This window comes from Acidiphilium sp. C61 (assembly GCF_905116885.1).
Taxonomy (GTDB): domain Bacteria; phylum Pseudomonadota; class Alphaproteobacteria; order Acetobacterales; family Acetobacteraceae; genus Acidiphilium.
The window spans coordinates 157,195-172,155 of sequence record NZ_CAJHNI010000004.1 but is presented as its reverse complement, the minus strand read 5'-3'; the positions used below and the strand labels follow the sequence as shown (position 1 = coordinate 172,155).

15 protein-coding genes and 2 pseudogenes are annotated in these 14,961 nt (G+C 63.0%); 6 read left to right on the top strand and 11 right to left on the bottom strand.

The genetic code is table 11. The annotated features are described in order from the left end of the window. Positions 1-64: 64 nt before the first annotated feature. A complete protein-coding gene (locus HUW10_RS02300; protein ID WP_174502014.1) occupies positions 65-967 on the bottom strand; it encodes a LysR family transcriptional regulator in 903 nt (300 codons plus the stop codon). Between the two features lie 97 nt (positions 968-1,064). Between HUW10_RS02300 and HUW10_RS02295 the strand changes: the two genes are divergently transcribed. Beyond that, the gene (locus tag HUW10_RS02295; RefSeq protein ID WP_174502013.1) at positions 1,065-1,715 is read left to right on the top strand and encodes an NADPH-dependent F420 reductase; all 651 of its coding nucleotides are present in this window, start codon (positions 1,065-1,067) and stop codon (positions 1,713-1,715) included. Between the two features lie 540 nt (positions 1,716-2,255). Here HUW10_RS02295 and HUW10_RS02290 read toward each other — a convergent pair. Then, positions 2,256-3,212: an alpha/beta hydrolase gene (locus HUW10_RS02290; protein ID WP_174502012.1), complete on the bottom strand. Its 957-nt coding sequence runs from the start codon at positions 3,210-3,212 to the stop codon at positions 2,256-2,258. After that, a complete protein-coding gene (locus HUW10_RS02285; protein ID WP_174502011.1) occupies positions 3,209-4,234 on the bottom strand; it encodes an MBL fold metallo-hydrolase in 1,026 nt (341 codons plus the stop codon). Before HUW10_RS02285 ends, HUW10_RS02290 begins: the two co-directional genes overlap by 4 nt. Here HUW10_RS02285 and HUW10_RS02280 point away from each other — a divergent pair. After that, entirely contained in the window at positions 4,233-5,198 is a 966-nt protein-coding gene (locus HUW10_RS02280; RefSeq protein ID WP_174502010.1) for a LysR substrate-binding domain-containing protein, read from the top strand. The two genes, HUW10_RS02285 and HUW10_RS02280, sit on opposite strands and share 2 nt — an antisense overlap. A 61-nt stretch (positions 5,199-5,259) precedes the next feature. Here the strand turns inward: HUW10_RS02280 and HUW10_RS18250 are convergent. From HUW10_RS18250 to HUW10_RS18630, 3 genes and pseudogenes are all read right to left on the bottom strand, one after another. Further along, positions 5,260-5,684, bottom strand: a pseudogene (locus HUW10_RS18250) (integrase core domain-containing protein); the annotation flags it as partial. Between the two features lie 67 nt (positions 5,685-5,751). Next, positions 5,752-6,528 (bottom strand): annotated as a pseudogene (locus HUW10_RS02270) (IS110 family transposase); the annotation flags it as partial. Between the two features lie 89 nt (positions 6,529-6,617). Next, positions 6,618-6,758 carry a GNAT family N-acetyltransferase gene (locus HUW10_RS18630; protein WP_371808609.1) on the bottom strand — a complete coding sequence of 47 codons (141 nt, stop codon included), beginning with the start codon at positions 6,756-6,758 and terminating at the stop codon, positions 6,618-6,620. 97 nt (positions 6,759-6,855) lie between these two features. Here HUW10_RS18630 and HUW10_RS02260 point away from each other — a divergent pair, with 97 nt between their 5' ends. After that, on the top strand, positions 6,856-8,067 hold the full coding sequence (locus HUW10_RS02260) for an ISAzo13 family transposase (RefSeq protein WP_174502007.1): 1,212 nt from the start codon (positions 6,856-6,858) through the stop codon (positions 8,065-8,067). A 5-nt stretch (positions 8,068-8,072) separates the two neighbouring features. Here HUW10_RS02260 and HUW10_RS02255 read toward each other — a convergent pair whose 3' ends face one another. After that, a complete protein-coding gene (locus HUW10_RS02255) occupies positions 8,073-8,450 on the bottom strand; it encodes a GNAT family N-acetyltransferase (protein WP_174502006.1) in 378 nt (125 codons plus the stop codon). Between the two features lie 5 nt (positions 8,451-8,455). Beyond that, complete coding sequence (locus HUW10_RS02250) at positions 8,456-9,013, bottom strand: ProQ/FINO family protein (protein ID WP_201712566.1); 558 nt, start codon at positions 9,011-9,013, stop codon at positions 8,456-8,458. A gap of 217 nt (positions 9,014-9,230) precedes the next feature. Between HUW10_RS02250 and HUW10_RS18245 the strand changes: the two genes are divergently transcribed. The 3 genes from HUW10_RS18245 to HUW10_RS02235 all read left to right on the top strand — a co-directional run bounded on the left by HUW10_RS18245 (position 9,231) and on the right by HUW10_RS02235 (position 13,025). Next, positions 9,231-10,676, top strand: coding sequence for a site-specific integrase (locus tag HUW10_RS18245; protein WP_236656154.1), 1,446 nt, complete (start codon positions 9,231-9,233; stop codon positions 10,674-10,676). 853 nt (positions 10,677-11,529) lie between these two features. After that, positions 11,530-12,081, top strand: coding sequence for a DotD/TraH family lipoprotein (locus HUW10_RS02240; RefSeq protein ID WP_174502005.1), 552 nt, complete (start codon positions 11,530-11,532; stop codon positions 12,079-12,081). Positions 12,082-12,083: 2 nt separating this feature from the next. Further along, positions 12,084-13,025, top strand: coding sequence for a type IV secretory system conjugative DNA transfer family protein (locus tag HUW10_RS02235; RefSeq protein WP_174502004.1), 942 nt, complete (start codon positions 12,084-12,086; stop codon positions 13,023-13,025). 113 nt (positions 13,026-13,138) lie between these two features. Here the strand turns inward: HUW10_RS02235 and HUW10_RS02230 are convergent, their stop codons facing one another. From HUW10_RS02230 to HUW10_RS02220, 3 genes are all read right to left on the bottom strand, one after another. Further along, positions 13,139-13,513 (bottom strand): hypothetical protein, encoded by a 375-nt coding sequence (locus tag HUW10_RS02230; RefSeq protein ID WP_174502003.1) that lies wholly within the window; start codon positions 13,511-13,513, stop codon positions 13,139-13,141. A 196-nt stretch (positions 13,514-13,709) separates the two neighbouring features. Beyond that, positions 13,710-14,270 carry a DUF4168 domain-containing protein gene (locus HUW10_RS02225; protein WP_174502002.1) on the bottom strand — a complete coding sequence of 187 codons (561 nt, stop codon included), beginning with the start codon at positions 14,268-14,270 and terminating at the stop codon, positions 13,710-13,712. A gap of 143 nt (positions 14,271-14,413) precedes the next feature. Continuing rightward, the gene (locus HUW10_RS02220; protein ID WP_011930606.1) at positions 14,414-14,791 is read right to left on the bottom strand and encodes a hypothetical protein; all 378 of its coding nucleotides are present in this window, start codon (positions 14,789-14,791) and stop codon (positions 14,414-14,416) included. Between the last annotated feature and the right edge of the window lie 170 nt (positions 14,792-14,961).

Here is a 14,961-nt window from a genome sequence, read left to right as displayed (position 1 = left end):
GGAAATTCCCTCGCGATTCAGACCGGCCGAAAAGCCGCTAATGAGCCCCACCGCAATGCCGCCCTCAGGCCCTCAGACACGTTGATCTGCCGAAACGACCGACCGTGAAATCGATGAACGAGCGGAGCTTCGGTGTCATCCGGCGGTCGGGAGCGTACAGAAGGTGCATCGGGCGGGCGGGCGGCACGAATTCCGGAAGCACCGGCACAAGGCGTCCGTTTTCGATCTCGCCGTAGACGAGTGCTGCGGGCTGGAGGATGATGCCAAGGCCCGCCAGGGCGGCTGAGAGCAGCGCCTGCCCGTTATTCGCAGAGAACCTGCTGGCAACCTCGACGCTGACCGTTCCGGACGGCCCCTCGAATGTCCAGCGGTCTGAAACGCCGCCATAGGCGAAGCCGAGGCACTGGTGTGCGCGGAGATCCTCCGGGCGATGCGGCGTGCCGTGGGCGGCGAGATAGGCGGGGGCGGCGCATAGCGTCAGCTCGTAGCTTTTCAGCGGCACGGCGATCAGGGCGCTGTCGGCGAGGGGGCCGATGCGGAACACGATGTCGTGCCCTTCATCGACAAGGTCGACAACGCGATCGGCCAGGGTGAGTTCGATCGAAACGTCGGGCAGCGCCGTGAGGTAATCCGGAAGCGCCGGTGCCAGCTCGTGCGCGCCGAAGGTGACCGGCGCGTTCACGCGGATCCGGCCGCGCGGTATGGCACGGCTCTCGTCGGCAAGTGCCTCGGCTGCCTCCATTTCAGCCAGGATAATGCGGCACCGCTCGTAGAATGTCCTGCCGATTTCGGTGACGCTCTGCCGGCGCGTCGTTCGCGTGATGAGCTTTACACCGAGATGCTCCTCCAGCAGCCGGACATGCTTGCCAACGAGTTGCGCGGAACAATCCAGCGCGTCGGCGGCAGCGGCAAACGAGCCGGTTTCGACGGCACTGACGAAGGCCGCCATGCTGGCGAAACGATCCATTACAAACGTTCCATTTCGAGTAAATTCACATAGCCATTATTTATCGCTATCAGGTTCGAATTCATAGCGTGTGCATCCACTCAAAGGAGATACGCAAATGAATGTTGCAATCATCGGGACCGGGAATATGGGCGCGGGCCTTGCGCGGCTGCTCGCCTGCAAGGGTATTCACCTGTCGATCGGGCACCGTGATCCCGCCAGGGCGGCTGCGCTGGCACAGGAAATCGGGGAGGGTGTCGAAGGCGGCGGCATCGCCGCCGTGACGGCACTCGCCGATATGGTCATCCTGGCTGTGCCGTTCGATGCCGTTCCGGCGGTCGTCAGTGACGCCGGTCCGCTGGCCGGGAAGATCCTTGTGGATATCACGAACCCGATCACCGGCGACTACAAGGCGTTGACGATCGGCCATACGACTTCCGCCGCCGAGGAGATCAGGAAGGCCGCGCCAGAGGCACGGGTGGTCAAGGCTTTCAACACGATCTTTGCCGCAATCCTGCCGGAAGCGACGCGCGAGGACGTGGCGGCCGTCCAGGTTTTCATCGCCGGCGACGACGAAGGCGCGAAGCATGCCGTTGCCGATCTGGCGCGGAAGGCGGGCTTCGAGCCGGTCGAGGCGGGCCCGCTGAGCAATGCGAGGCTGCTCGAGCCGATCGGTGAGTTCAACATCCATATGGGCTTCTTCCTCGGCCACGGCACGTCGGTTGCACCGGCGTGGATCGACACGAAGACGCAGGACCACGGCGGATGAGGCCGGCGGCATCGCGGCGACATGCTGCGCTGCCGCAGGGGTCGACGACCGTGATGCTGCTCGGCACGCTGATCGCCGGTATGGGCTTCGGCAGCGGGTAGACAGGCACATTCCGAACGCTGCCGCCTCTGGCGGAGGATCACGAACGGGCCGGTCTGCTCGCAGCCTATTTCGTGCAGAGCTACCTGTCCTTCGTGATCCTGGCGATCATGGCAGGGCTGGCGGTCCCGGTTCTCGGATTGATGGCAACAAGCGAACTTAACCCGGATTTCTCAGTGCGCCCCGACGGCGCGCAACACCAGTGGAGGGAGGTTCCACCCAGATAATTGTCGATAGGTCTGGTAGCTGACGAGCGGCGTGGCAGGGTAACCGGCCGGGCCGGAGCCTCGTGACAAAAGCCGCCTTGGGCGGTTGAGCGATCCAGCGGGCCGTAACTGGTATGAAGCCTGAGCAGGCCCCGAAAGTGATGATGCGGATGCCGACCCTCCTGAGATTAGGGGAAGGCTTTCAGGACCACTCGCGATGCATCGCGAGCGGCGGCTATCCAGGCAATGTGCGGAGGAAAAGCAGGATTTCGCTCAGAATTTGCCAGCGGTTGCGTTCCATCACCATCATATGTGTGGCTTCGCCGATCTCGATCCAGCGCCGATAGCGGGCACCAGTGAGGCGCTGAAAGAGGGCCGACATGCGCGGCAGCGGCACATCCAGATCCCATTCGCCGTGCAGCAGCAGCACAGGCGCGGTGATCGCTTCCGGCTCATAGAATGGACGGCCAACGGACCAATAATCCCGCACATCCTGGATGACGCCGGCAGGGGCGCGAATGATGCCGTCCTTGGACGCCGGATCACTCGCCAGAATGATTTCGGCCCAGGCGGCGAACCATGCGCTGGGCAAAATCTCCTCCTGCCGCTTGGTCGGCACGCCTTCAAGCCAGCGGTTGCGGAAGGCATGGACATCGAAACGGCGATAGGCCGGCACCGGGCCACCAGGATCAATTCGCGGCGGCCCGTCGCTCAGCCATTGCGGGGCGATGAGGACGAGTTTCGCGACATTGGTGGGATGAGTTGCGCTATAGGTGCCAGTCACCGTGCCGCCCCAGGACATGCCGATGAGAGTCAACTGAAGAAGATCCTGCGCGGCCCGGATGTGATCCACAGCAGTAGCCAGGTCGCGTACCGCATCCGCGGTGGAGACTTGAGGCGGCGCTGCGTCCGGCGCCCCATCCATGCCGGCGGGGCGGGTCGAACCGCCAAAGCCGCGCACATTCAGCGCCCAGACATCGAAGCCTGCTTCTGCCAGCACATCCATGAAAGCGCCTTCGCCGACCGGCACGTCATAGAGGCTTTCGGCCGGGAGCGTCGCGCCATGCATGAGCAGCAGGGTGCGTTCTGCTCCGAAGGCGGCAATGCCGGTGCGGCGTTTGCGGCGGAGATGGAGGGAAATGCCCGGTGTATCACTCGGGATGAGCCGGTTTTCGGTGGTGAGGTCGCTCATGATACAGAGTTTTCCTTGGGATTTACGAAATTCCAGGCGAACCCGGGGCCGTTCCGCGTGATACGGCCGGCGCCGCTTTCGGCAAAATGGGCGGAAAAGCAGAGAGCACCACTTTCAGCGGCTTGCGCCAATACACCGCGGCGCGACTGCTCTGCTGTCTTGGGAAACTCGCAGTAGACCGACCGCAGATCGGGCCGGTACGCCTGCAGTGGATGATGCATGATATCGGCGATGAACCAGGCTTCCTCACCGCGAGAGCGTAGGCGGATAACGGCATGGTCGATGCTGTGCCCGGGTGCGGGATGGAAGGAGAGGCCGTCCGCAATCTCCTTGCCGTCGATCGCGATGGCCTGGCCCAGCCCGGCGTCGATCACGGGTTTCAGACTATCGGTATAAACCTGCGGCATGGGCGGATGATCCGCGCGGCCGAGATCTGCTGGAGGCAGATCGGGCGCAGGCGCGAAGCCGTCCAAGGCGGCGGCGTAACGCGCCTCTGTTTCGGAATAGATATGTCGTGCGCGGGTGAAGAGCGGTTGCCAGGTGTTATCCTGCAGCACCGTATTCCAACCGACATGGTCGGCATGAATATGCGTCAGCAGGACGAGATCGACCTGTTCCGGCGTCACCCCGGCGGCCGCAAGGCGGGACAGATAGGGCGTGTCGAGACGGTCCAGCATCGGGGCGCTGGGCCGCGGCTTGTCGTTGCCGGTGGCGGTGTCGATCAGAATGACGCGCCCGGCATGCCGCACCAGCCAGGAATGCGTGCCCTGGGCGAGCTTGCCCGTATCAGGATTGTAGGAGCCGGCCGAAAGTTGGCTGCCATAGGCGCCCAGTGCTGCGGCGTCGAGATCGGGATAGAGCCGGGCAGGATCGGCATTCGTCCAGCGGAGTTCAGGGATACGGGTCACGAGCGCATCGCCGACCCGGAAGGAGAGCGGGGATTCTGCGCCGTTGGAGGATTGCTGCGTCATGAACGGGAAGCTATGGTCCGTAGAGCCATCATGCAAATCGATTTCGGTCATGCGCTCTATCGATCACTTCAATCTCCGTTCCTTCGACCTCAACCTGCTGGTCGCCTTCGACGCCCTGATGACCGAGCGCAGCGTGACGCGGGCGGCGCAGCGGCTGAAACTCGGTCAACCGGCCATGAGCCACGCGCTGTCAACGCTGCGGCTTCTCCTAGATGACGAGGTTCTGGTCCGTGTCGGCACGGCGATGAATCCGACTGCCAAGGCGATCGCGCTGGCGCCGCGGCTGCGCGAGCTTCTGTTGCAGATTCAGAACACCCTGACAGACGGCAAGCCCTTCGACCCGCAATCCGAAACGCGAATAGTAAGGCTTGGCTTTTCGTCTGAGTTGGAGATTCTACTGCTCCCCAGGCTGACTGCCTATTTGCAGGCCCATGCTCCGGGCATCAGCTTGCTGACCCGCTCGGTTGCGCGGGGTGACGCACATCGCATGCTGGATAACGGTGAACTCGATCTTGCCATCGGCTGTTTCGACTACGAGCTGGAACGGCATTGCGGCACGCCGCTGTTTGAACAGTCACTTGCTTGCTGTTTCAATCCGGATCTCGTGCAGCCCGGGTTGCCTTTGACCGCTGCCGCTTACATTGCGCATCCGCATGCATTGATGACGTTGAAGGACGATATCCAGGGCTGCCTGTCCGAGGCTTTGGCGCGCGCCGGCAAGGCGCTGCATGTGGTGCTGGCGGCGTCCGATTTTCTCACCGTTCTGGCTACTGCCGCCGAGGCACCGGTCATCGCCACGTTGCCGGCGCGAATGGCAGCACGTTATGCGCCGCGCTTCGGCCTCACGATCGCGGCGATTCCACTCGACCTTCGCCTGCCTTCAGTGGCTCTGGTGTGGTCGATGCAGAACGACCGTGACCCGGCACTCGCATGGCTGCGGGCGCAGGTCGTGCCGCTATTGCAGGCTGCGTCCGCTTCGGAGATCGCTCGATCCTCGGTCAGGCAACCGAGCTGAGTCGATTCCGAATGTCGAATAAATGAGGGAATTGACCTGCTCCCCAATTTGTCAGCGTCCATAAGTTGGCGCTGTTCGTGTTTTGGTCCGCTCTGGACCGGGTTGCAAATTCGGTCGGGGTGAGACCGTCGAGGCTCGTGTGTGGTTTGTTCAGGTCGTAGCCGATCCTCCATTCTTCGATGATGTCTCGTGCGTGGCGATAGCTGCGGAACAGATGCTCGTTGAGGCATTCGTCCCTGCGGCGGCCATTAACGCTCTCGACGAAGCCGTTTGCATGGGCTTTCCTGGCGCGATGTAGTGCCATGCGACACCGCGATCCCGCTGCTATTTCAGCATGGCGTTCGGGGTGAGTTCGGCTCCGTAGCACATCAGGAATGGGAGCCGCCGAGCCAGCGGGGCGCGGAGCCATGATGTTCGGCGATCGCATCCAGCGGCCACGCGTTCCCCGGAGATCTAATTGTCAACAACGGCCGCAAGGCACTCCCTGACCTGCTCCGGACGAGAGATGTCGGCCTCGCCCGAACTCGGGATCTCCTCCTGTGCTAGACGGTGCTCATGCCGATACGCGGGCCGCGGCGGCCAGCGTGGCGTCAAAGGCGGTGCCATCGGCCAGCATCCGATGCAGCACGACGGCGAGCTTGCGGGCCAACGCCACCTTGGCCCTGCGCATGCCGGCGCGACCAGCCACGCGCATCGCCCAACTCTTCAGCCGCGATCCCCTCACCGGTCGGGTGAGGATGACATTCGCCGCTTCATATAGCGCGGTGCGGACGCCGACATCGCCAGCCTTGGAGATCCGCACGCTCACATCGGTCTCGCCAGATTGATATCGCTTCGGCGTCAGGCCGAAATGTGCCCCGACGTCGCGCGACGATTGGAACCGCGCCGGATCGTCGATCGCCGCCACATAGGTCAGCGCGACGATGGCGCCGACACCGGGTGTCGACATCAGCAGGCGAGCCCGCGCATCGCGCCGAGCCTGGGCCCGAACCTGCGCCTGGAACCCGTTGAATTGCCGGCTCAGCTCGGCCCGCGCCGACAGAAGGGCCGCAGCGACACCTTCCAAGGTCGGATGGCCGGCCACAAGGTTACGGACACGCTGGGCGAAGCTGCGCGGCGTGGTCCGGCCAACCTTCAATCCGAAGCTGCGGAGAATGCCGCGCAGGCTCATCTCCACATCGTGCAGCTTGCCGTGGATCAACTTCCGCGCCGTCAACACCGCCCGGAGTTCCTGCGCCGCCATTGACTTGCAGTGCACGGGCCGGAACCAGCCCAAGCGTAGCAGCTGGGCGATGCCTTGGGCTTCCTTGCGATCGGTCTTCACCTGCATCGTCCTGTCAAATGACACCATCATTCCGAGGGACAGCCACCCAATCAATCACCTCCCGAACCCGCTCCGGGGGCGGCACGTTACTCCATCTAAACCAACGATTTCGCCATCGGGTAGGCGGGAATACCATGTTTGGTCTCAGGCGCGCCGGTGTCTGCAAAACCCGCCCTCCGGTAGAAGCGATGTGCCGTCTTGGTGCTTTCCAATTCTAAGGCTTTGAGCCTGGACAACCGAATCGGCAGGAAAGAATCGGGACGGCCGAAAGAACGCAAGGAACGAATCCGGAAAACTGGATGAAGCGGGCGGGTCTTCTGCTACCCTACGGGTGTGATCGACAAATCCGGCATCAAAGCTCGTTTCGATGCATTGGCTCCATTTCTGAACGAGCGGGACCGACGGCTCTTTGCGGCGAGCGAGGCGCGTGCGGCCGGGCGCGGCGGGATCGCGGCTGTTGCGGAGGTGACCGGCATTGCGCGGAGCACGATCGGCCGCGGCCTGACGGATCTGCGCTCTGGTTCTGCGTTGTGCAACTCGCGGGTGCGCCGACCCGGTGGCGGGGGTAAGCCGGCGACCGAGACGCAGCCTGGACTTTTGGCCGCCCTGGAGGAACTGGTGCAGTCCTCCATTCGCGGTGATCCGGAGGCTCCACTGCGTTGGGTCAGCAAGAGCCAGCGCCATCTCTCGGCGGCACTGACGGCGTGTGGGTTCGGCGCCGGGCAGAAGCTGGTCGGCCGCCTGCTCGGCCGGCTGGGCTTCAGCCTGCAGGCCAACCGCAAGACCCGAGAGGGCACGCAGCACCCCGACCGCAACGCGCAGTTCGAGCACATCAACGCCACCGTGGCTGACTTCCAGGCCGCCGGAGAGCCGGCGATCTCCGTCGACACGAAGAAGAAGGAGCTTGTCGGGGACTTCAAGAATGGCGGACGAGAGTTGCGGCCCAAGGGTCGGCCCGAAGCCGTGCGTGTCCACGATTTCGTCATCCCCGCACTCGGCAAGGCAGTGCCCTACGGCGTCTACGACATCGCCGCCAATGCCGGGTGGGTCAGTGTCGGCATGAACCACGACACCGCCGCTTTCGCCGTCGAGGCCATACGTCGTTGGTGGCACGAACTTGGCGCCGCCCGCTATCCCGCCGCGACGAAACTGCTGATCACCGCCGATTGCGGCGGCAGCAACGGCGCGCGGGTGCGGCTGTGGAAACGCGAGTTGCAAGTCCTGGCCGACGAACTCGGTATCGCCATCAGCGTCTGCCACCTGCCGCCGGGCACCAGCAAGTGGAACCGCATCGAGCACCGCCTGTTCGCCTTCATCACCCAGAACTGGCGCGGCAAGCCGCTGGTCAGCCACCAGGTCATCGTGCAGCTGATCGCCAGCACCACCACCAAGACCGGGCTCACCGTCGCCTGTCGGCTCGACACCAACAGCTACGAGAAGGGAATCAAGGTCTCCGACGCCGACATCGCCAGCCTCAACATCCAACCCGCCAACTTCCACGGCGAGTGGAACTACACCTTCATCCCAAGGGCCCCTGATGTCTGAAGCGGTTATCCAGGCTCATGTCCTAAGGATCGCAAGCCCAATGCCTGGCCGTGCTGCTCAAGCGCCTCAAGGACAGCTTTGCTGACTCCCTTGAACCGGTAGAGCGGGGAGACGTAGTTCAGGATCACACGGCCATTCGCGCGGAGGCAGCCAACTCCACCAATGCGCCTCTCGATGATCGCCACCAGCATGATGTTGGCCGGATTGCAAATCCATGTTTCTACGTTCGCAGCCGTCTTATTGGCCAGCCAAGCTTGCAGTGGCGCCTCGCGATTTTCATGGTCCGCCACACAGAGCTCGATAATTGACGACCGCAGCAGTTGAGCAATTTCGGCAGCTTCCGAGATCTCCGCCCGGCGACACTGTGGATTGATTACCAACATAAGGACTAGGATCTCAGCCCAGCGACAGGCGCGCTGCAATGCCCAGCCGATCGCGAAGGCTCGCCACAGCCCCCTGCCCCGCCCGGAGCCGCCAGCCGACGTCGGCCGGCCTGCTTCACCTCGACGACCGGAGCCGGGTTTGCACGCCATCTCGAGCGAGCCTCCCGCTCCGTGCGGCGCCGCGCCTGCTGCCTGCCCTTCGCCAGACTGGGGCCCATTGCCTTCCGGGTCGCAGCCGCATGGTCGCGGTGGCGCGCTGACACCGGCTCCACCGGATTGCCATCCAGGTCGTGGCGCATACTGTCCGGCGCGGCCATCCGCTCCAGGTAGCCGGGCCGGCGGACGTGATGGGCAAGAGTCGCCCGGACTAGGAGCTCATCCGCATCCACCCCGGCCTCGATGAGTCGGGCGGCCAGGCCCGCCGCGGCGGCGCCGACGAGGGGCTGCAGGGATGCGAGCACGGGCGCCAGGTGCGACAGGTCGCCGGCGACCAGGCGGCGGTAAAGCCGTTTGCCTTCGTGGTAAGACGGCCGGTCGACGGGGATGGCGGCTGTGGTGGTCACGATCCTGATCCTTGATCTGGCTGGGCGAAGATCCGCCCGTGGAATGCTTATAGCATATAAATTCAAAAATAATTATCAATTATTTTCACGATCTCAGCGAGCTCACAAAATCCGAATTCTGAAAGTAGTTCTTTGGTTGGATCGCCTCTGCTCGATATACTGGAGCATCTGCGCGCATCCCGATGAGGCTGGCGCACCAAACCGGAAGGATGATCCAGTGCCTGAAGACAGAACCGAGGAGCAAGCGGCCGCTGCCATGGCGAGCCCGCTCGATGTCACCCTCTCCAGGAACATCAAGGTGGGCCATGTCCAGCCTGCGCAGAATGGCCGACGCGATACCGCGGAAGCCGATCGCGCCGCGTCGAAGTGGATGGATCCGGCTCGCGCGGCGGATGTTGCCTTGCCGGACCTGGCACGTGAACCGAGTGTTTCGACATCCGTGTTGCCGGAATCCCTGGAGTTGAAGGCGACTCACCTGTCTTCGCTGGTTCCGCCGGAGGCTCAGATTGTTCCTGACGTCGAGGTGTCGGAATGCCCTGATTTCGAGACCGCATCCCGCCGGGCCGTATGGTCAATGGGTGACCATATCGGGCGGCTGAGTGGTGTCGAGAGCTTTCACAAACGGCGCGGCCTGCAGACAATCAGCGCGTCCACGGTGCAGCTTTATCGGGACCGCGCCCACAGTCTGCTGACCCGATATATCCGGCGGCCGGGCGCTATCCCACTGGTGGATGACGCCACCTCTATCCATGAGGACGAGCGCATCGACCCGGTCGACTTCGTGAGGTGGCTGATCAGGATGAAGCCGGACATCAGTTCCTCGACATGGCGGTCATACAAGGCCGCGATCGCCTTCTACCTTTATGACTCAACCCACCCCTCGGCACAGGCAGCGGCTGCTATCCTTGATGGTGTGAGCGCCGATGATGGAGAGGCAGCAGCGTCCGAGGGGGTCAAGGGGACGAAGTTCTTCCGGCTCGAGGATTACAACAAGCTCCTGAAGTTCTGCCTCGACCGTGGCCGTGGTGTCGGGGCGGACAACATGTTCCACTTCGCCCGCGCCGCGATCCGAACCGGCATGCGGCCCTCGGAGTGGGCAACCTGCGATTTACGGACTTGCCCGAACCCCGACGCGCCGTACGGCCGCAATGTCTGGCTCTTCGTCTGCAACGCCAAGGCGTCGAACGGGCGGGCCAACGGGCTGGTGCGGGTGCTCGACCTGTCTCCCCTGTCTCGGATCGATATCGAGCCCATCCGATTCACGATGGCCCTCTTCCAGCGCCAGGCGCCCAAGGAGGGGACGGAGCCCACGATCAGGCGGTTGCGCCAGGCGATCAATCACATCGGGGCAGCCACCGGGATGTCGGCGAAATACTCCCCCTACTCCTTCCGTCACCAGGCGATCGCCAACTGGAAGACGATCTACAGCCCCGTCGAGGTCGCCGCGCTGGCCGGGCATTCGGTGCCTGAGACGGCGACCGAGCATTACGGCCGGAAGCGGGATGGGTGGACCGGCAAGGGAACCGGCGGAATCATGATCCGACCGTCGAGGGTCGATGTGGAACGGATCATGAGCCGTATTCGGTCGGACAATCCGGCACCCTTCATGCGACCGGACGGGAGCTTGGCAGTGGTGCCAGAGGATATGCCCACCCCTCAGTAGGCCGCATTCGTGCTGCCGAGCCGGCCCTGGATTTCCGTCCGGGGTCGGCTTTTATTTTGGGAAATGCGCGGCCGTTGGGGTGGTGTTTAGCAGCTGTCTTTTAAGGTGCATTTTAGGTGTGTATGCTGTTCGCCCGCCTCGACGGGAAACCCGATTTCCGATTCACCCCTCCCCTTCCCCGCCCTGATTTTCCGATTAATTCGAATTTCCACTCCCCTGCTACGCTATTTTCCGCTGTTTTCCCGCTTCCGTCTGATATTCCGAATTTTGCTGGTTTCCGGTGACGCCCCTGGCGCTGGTTTTCCGCTTATGGCGCGGGATGGCTGTTTGAGGAGGAATTTCCACCCGATTTTGTTCTACCCCCCGTTACCTAATCGCACTCCTGCGTAAAATTAAGGACATTCCTTGGTAAAATGTATCATAATCCGAGGTAAAATGTAGGATATTCCGACATAAGATGTAGGATATCTGAGCCTAAATTGTATGGTTGTCCTTGGTAAAATGTAGCCTATTACTTCGTAAAATAGAGCACATTCCAGCGCAAAATAGATGATAATTCGCCCCCGCGAGGTTGCAGAAGTCCGACACTCATGAAGGTAATCGGCGCTTATACTTCGCCAAGGTGTGCAAAATTGCACATTTATCAGATCTCGACATTTCTCCGCCTTTCAAGCTTCCGCGCAATGGTGACGACGTCGCCGCCATTATCGTGCATGTCCGCCCCACCGGTTCGTGGTCGAGATCACGCTCATGATGCTCAACCGGGTGCGATAGCGGCCGGTATTTTTTATGTGGAAAATAACCGGCATACTATTGTATTGTAGCGGCGGTTCACCGACAGAAGGATCAGAGCGTGGTACGCATTCGCTCCAAGGCCGTTCTCGCCGTGCTCGCGCTGGTTGCCGGTATGCCGGCACTTGCCCACGCAGACGCCATGACCACCGAGACCCAGGCCGTCCAGGCCGAGGCTGAAAGCAATCTCGCCCGGGCGTTCACCGAGGCGAGCCAGGCGCTTTCCCAGCTCGACAATGGTCCGGTCGACCCGCAGCAGGTGGCCACCCCCAAGGGCGTCGCCATCGCCGCCCCCGCGGCACCGGTCCAGGCGGCCCTGCCGAAGATCGATCTGGCCCGCCTCCCCGCCCAGCTTCGCCGCCCGGTGACGATCCGCTGGAACGGGCCGGTCGAGGGCGCCATCCGGAAACTCGCGGCCCAGATCAACTACAAGGTCCTCCCGCCGACCCACACGCCCGCGACCCCGCCGACGATCGTCCTGGTCAAGAACAAGGTGCCGGCGGCGATCGTGCTGCAGGACATCGGCGCGCGGATCCGCACCTACGGCAAGCTCGTGGTTTCGCCGGCGGCCCGCACCATCCAGTTCGACGTCAACCAGGCAGCCGGGACCTGATCATGGCGCGCATCCGCTTCCGATCGGCCGCCCTCCCCGCCGCGGTCATCCTCCTCGGGCTGACCGGCTGCGCGAACCTGCAGGGTGCGCCCGGCAAGGCCGCGTCGGCGAAGCCCGTCCCGCCGGACATGGTCGGCATCCACATCAATGACGGTGATTCGATGTTCCCGGTCCAGACCGGCAACGCCGCCCGGCAGAAGCTCCCGAGCCTCGCCGCGATGAGCCGCATGCACCGCAATGGCTCGGGAGCCAGCAAGGAAGCCGCGAAAGAGATGGTCGAGCTTCCGGTCATCCGCGACACCGCGCTGCGTTACGGCGCCGAGGGCGGCGTGGCCTGGGCGACCCGGATCATCGACGGCGAGCTTCGCGCGAACGCCGCGCGCCTGAGCCAGATTTACGACTTCTCGCGGCTGGTCACCTATCAGCCGGGCGGCGTGCAGATCCTGCCGCCGGTGATTTCCGAAAGCCGGAACCTGTACCAGTCCTCCGATTTCGGCCGGACGATCCGGGTGGCTGACACCTATTACGACATCGTCCGCCAGGCCCGCTTCGTTCCATCAGCACCGCTCTGGTACGGCTATCTCTACCGGACCTGGCAGGCGCCGCACCGCCCCTTCGAGGCCGGGCTGCCCCATAATTCCGATGAAGAGGCGGTCTGGAAGCACTACGTGAAGGCCGGCTGGCGGGCGGGCGTGAAGGAGGGCGAGACGATCTTCCGCCTCGACCTCGACCAGCTGAACCGCGACTTCACCGGGATGATCCGCTACCGCAAGCTCTATGACGAAGGTAAGGTCTCGGCTCCGGTCGTCCAAGCCAAGACGCTCGGCGTCACCGGCACCGGTCAGAACATGCGCGAAGGCGATCGGGTGGTGAAGATCATCGCCGAGCCCAGCCTGAGCGTGCCGCATCCGCGGACATCCCCGATCAAGGCGACGCCGAACTAGAGGCGGGAGCAACCAAGGAAGAGGCCAGACACCACGGTGGCTCGCCTCTTCCAGCAGGACCTTCGTCCGGCCCCTTCCCGTCAGTCGGGACCATCAGGCAACCTGCTCGACGTTCAGTTCCCGCCAGCCCAGACATTCCAGCCGTAGTGAGCACGGAATTGGTTATGGTGATGGTGGTGGTGTTCGTAGCGGCGATTGTAGGGACGGTAATCGCCCCGCTGGTATGAGTGGTGGTGGTGGTGGTGGTGGTGATGCTGCTGATACTCGTCGACCTGCATCAACCGCGCCGTTGGTTCCTCAGTCCTTGCGTGCTCCAGATGTGCATCATGTGCCCGCAGGATCATTCCGGGATCCGACACTGGTGCGAGTAGTTCGGCATATGAGCCTGCCTCTGGCAGGGGCGCCGCTTCGGCCTTCGCGGCATACAAGGGGGCGGCGGCAGCCAGCCCGGCAATCGCCCCAATAAGTCCGATCGTCTTGCGTTCCATCAACGGTCTCCTTTCGATCGCTGATGTCAGCAGAATGCGGTGCCGCGGCTTTTGTGTGGCTTCCCACATGATAGCTTCTGTACTTCTATGTCATGCGCGTATGGCGCCCGCGGGCGTCATCCTGTTTGACCGCACAAAAAAAACGCCCGGGAGCTACGGCACCCGGGCGTTCTGCCTTCCGGCTATCGAATGCGCCTCACTTCATCTGCGCGCCGGCACCTGCAGATACGCTCAGCCCGATGCGACTGGCGAGGCCGCGATTGCTCCGGGCCTCGCTCACGATATGATCATATTCCGACACTGACATCCCATGGCTCCTGATGACCCGAATACGTTCAGCCCGCGCCTTGGCCTCAATGGCATGGCGGCGGCTGGTCGTCTTCGCTGTCCGCATCTCACGGTGCTCACGCGATTCGAGAACGGCGATCTGCCTGGTTGCCAATCTCGCCTTGGATATAGTGGCCGCCGAGAAATCGGCAGACGTTGCTTCGGCAGATCTTGCCATGCCATTCGCCTGCGCGCCCACCCTGCTCGTCACGCCCGCGGCGGTTGAGCCGACCGCACCGCCGACATTCCCGGCCGTCGACCGTGCGGCACCCAGCGTGCTGCCGACCAGCCCGCCGGCACCGGCGTTTGCTCCGACACCCACAGAGGCGCCGACACCGGCCTGGCCTCCGGCAGATGTCTGGGCGAGGGCACTGCCGGCAGTCAGCATCACGATGAGCGCTGACGACGTAATGAGGGTGCGAGATTTCATGGATCGTGGGTCTCCTTGCTATGGCGCCGCGCGATGCGCGGCTGGAGACCGGTGTGCAGAGTGTTTGTGGTTGCCGTTGGGCATAATTTCCAACGGTTTTGTGAATTATGTGTTGAACGTCCTGCGAGACCCAGCCTCGTCGATCACCCCTTCTGCCGGCACACCGCCAGGATCTCGAGCATCACCGAGCGAGGCAGCACCTCCTCGACATAGCTCATCGTCCCAAGCCGGGCGCAGTCCCGGCCGTCCGAACCCTGGCCATGGAAGACGCACCCGTCGCCCTGGTAGAGCAGGCAGACGATCGATGCGCCACGCGTCCAGAAGATCGCGACCGCTCCAGTGCTGTAGTGCACGACCTCGATCGGTGCCGGCGGCTGGACCGCACCAAGCAGAATGTCCTCCCAAGGCCGCGTCGGAAAATGCCGCCCGAGATGATCTCGAGCCTCGATCATCGCGGGCACGCTCTTCGAGAGTCCGAATGTCGCGGAGAAATCGATTTTCTGGTCGGAATTACTGCTCATGACGCGCCCGGTTGAACGCGGCCATCATCTCAGCCGCTCATCAGACATAGGAGAAACGGTGGCCCGATTCCAATGAATCCTGCTCGCGGCTTGTTGGAGGAGTCGTTGGAAAATTCGAAATAAATTTGGATTTATCGACTGAAGTCCTGCTGCATCCGTCCTTAGTCCCT

Bases quoted from the DNA above. Each gene is read 5' to 3' on its own strand.
- HUW10_RS02300 (WP_174502014.1), bottom strand. From the start codon at position 967: ATGGATCGTTTCGCCAGCATGGCGGCCTTCGTCAGTGCCGTCGAAACC.
- HUW10_RS02295 (WP_174502013.1), top strand. From the start codon at position 1,065: ATGAATGTTGCAATCATCGGGACCGGGAATATGGGCGCGGGCCTTGCG.
- HUW10_RS02290 (WP_174502012.1), bottom strand. From the start codon at position 3,212: ATGAGCGACCTCACCACCGAAAACCGGCTCATCCCGAGTGATACACCG.
- HUW10_RS02280 (WP_174502010.1), top strand. From the start codon at position 4,233: ATGCGCTCTATCGATCACTTCAATCTCCGTTCCTTCGACCTCAACCTG.
- HUW10_RS02285 (WP_174502011.1), bottom strand. From the start codon at position 4,234: ATGACCGAAATCGATTTGCATGATGGCTCTACGGACCATAGCTTCCCG.
- HUW10_RS02255 (WP_174502006.1), bottom strand. From the start codon at position 8,450: ATGTTGGTAATCAATCCACAGTGTCGCCGGGCGGAGATCTCGGAAGCT.
- HUW10_RS02235 (WP_174502004.1), top strand. From the start codon at position 12,084: ATGGCGCGCATCCGCTTCCGATCGGCCGCCCTCCCCGCCGCGGTCATC.
- HUW10_RS02230 (WP_174502003.1), bottom strand. From the start codon at position 13,513: ATGGAACGCAAGACGATCGGACTTATTGGGGCGATTGCCGGGCTGGCT.
- HUW10_RS02225 (WP_174502002.1), bottom strand. From the start codon at position 14,270: ATGAAATCTCGCACCCTCATTACGTCGTCAGCGCTCATCGTGATGCTG.
- HUW10_RS02220 (WP_011930606.1), bottom strand. From the start codon at position 14,791: ATGAGCAGTAATTCCGACCAGAAAATCGATTTCTCCGCGACATTCGGA.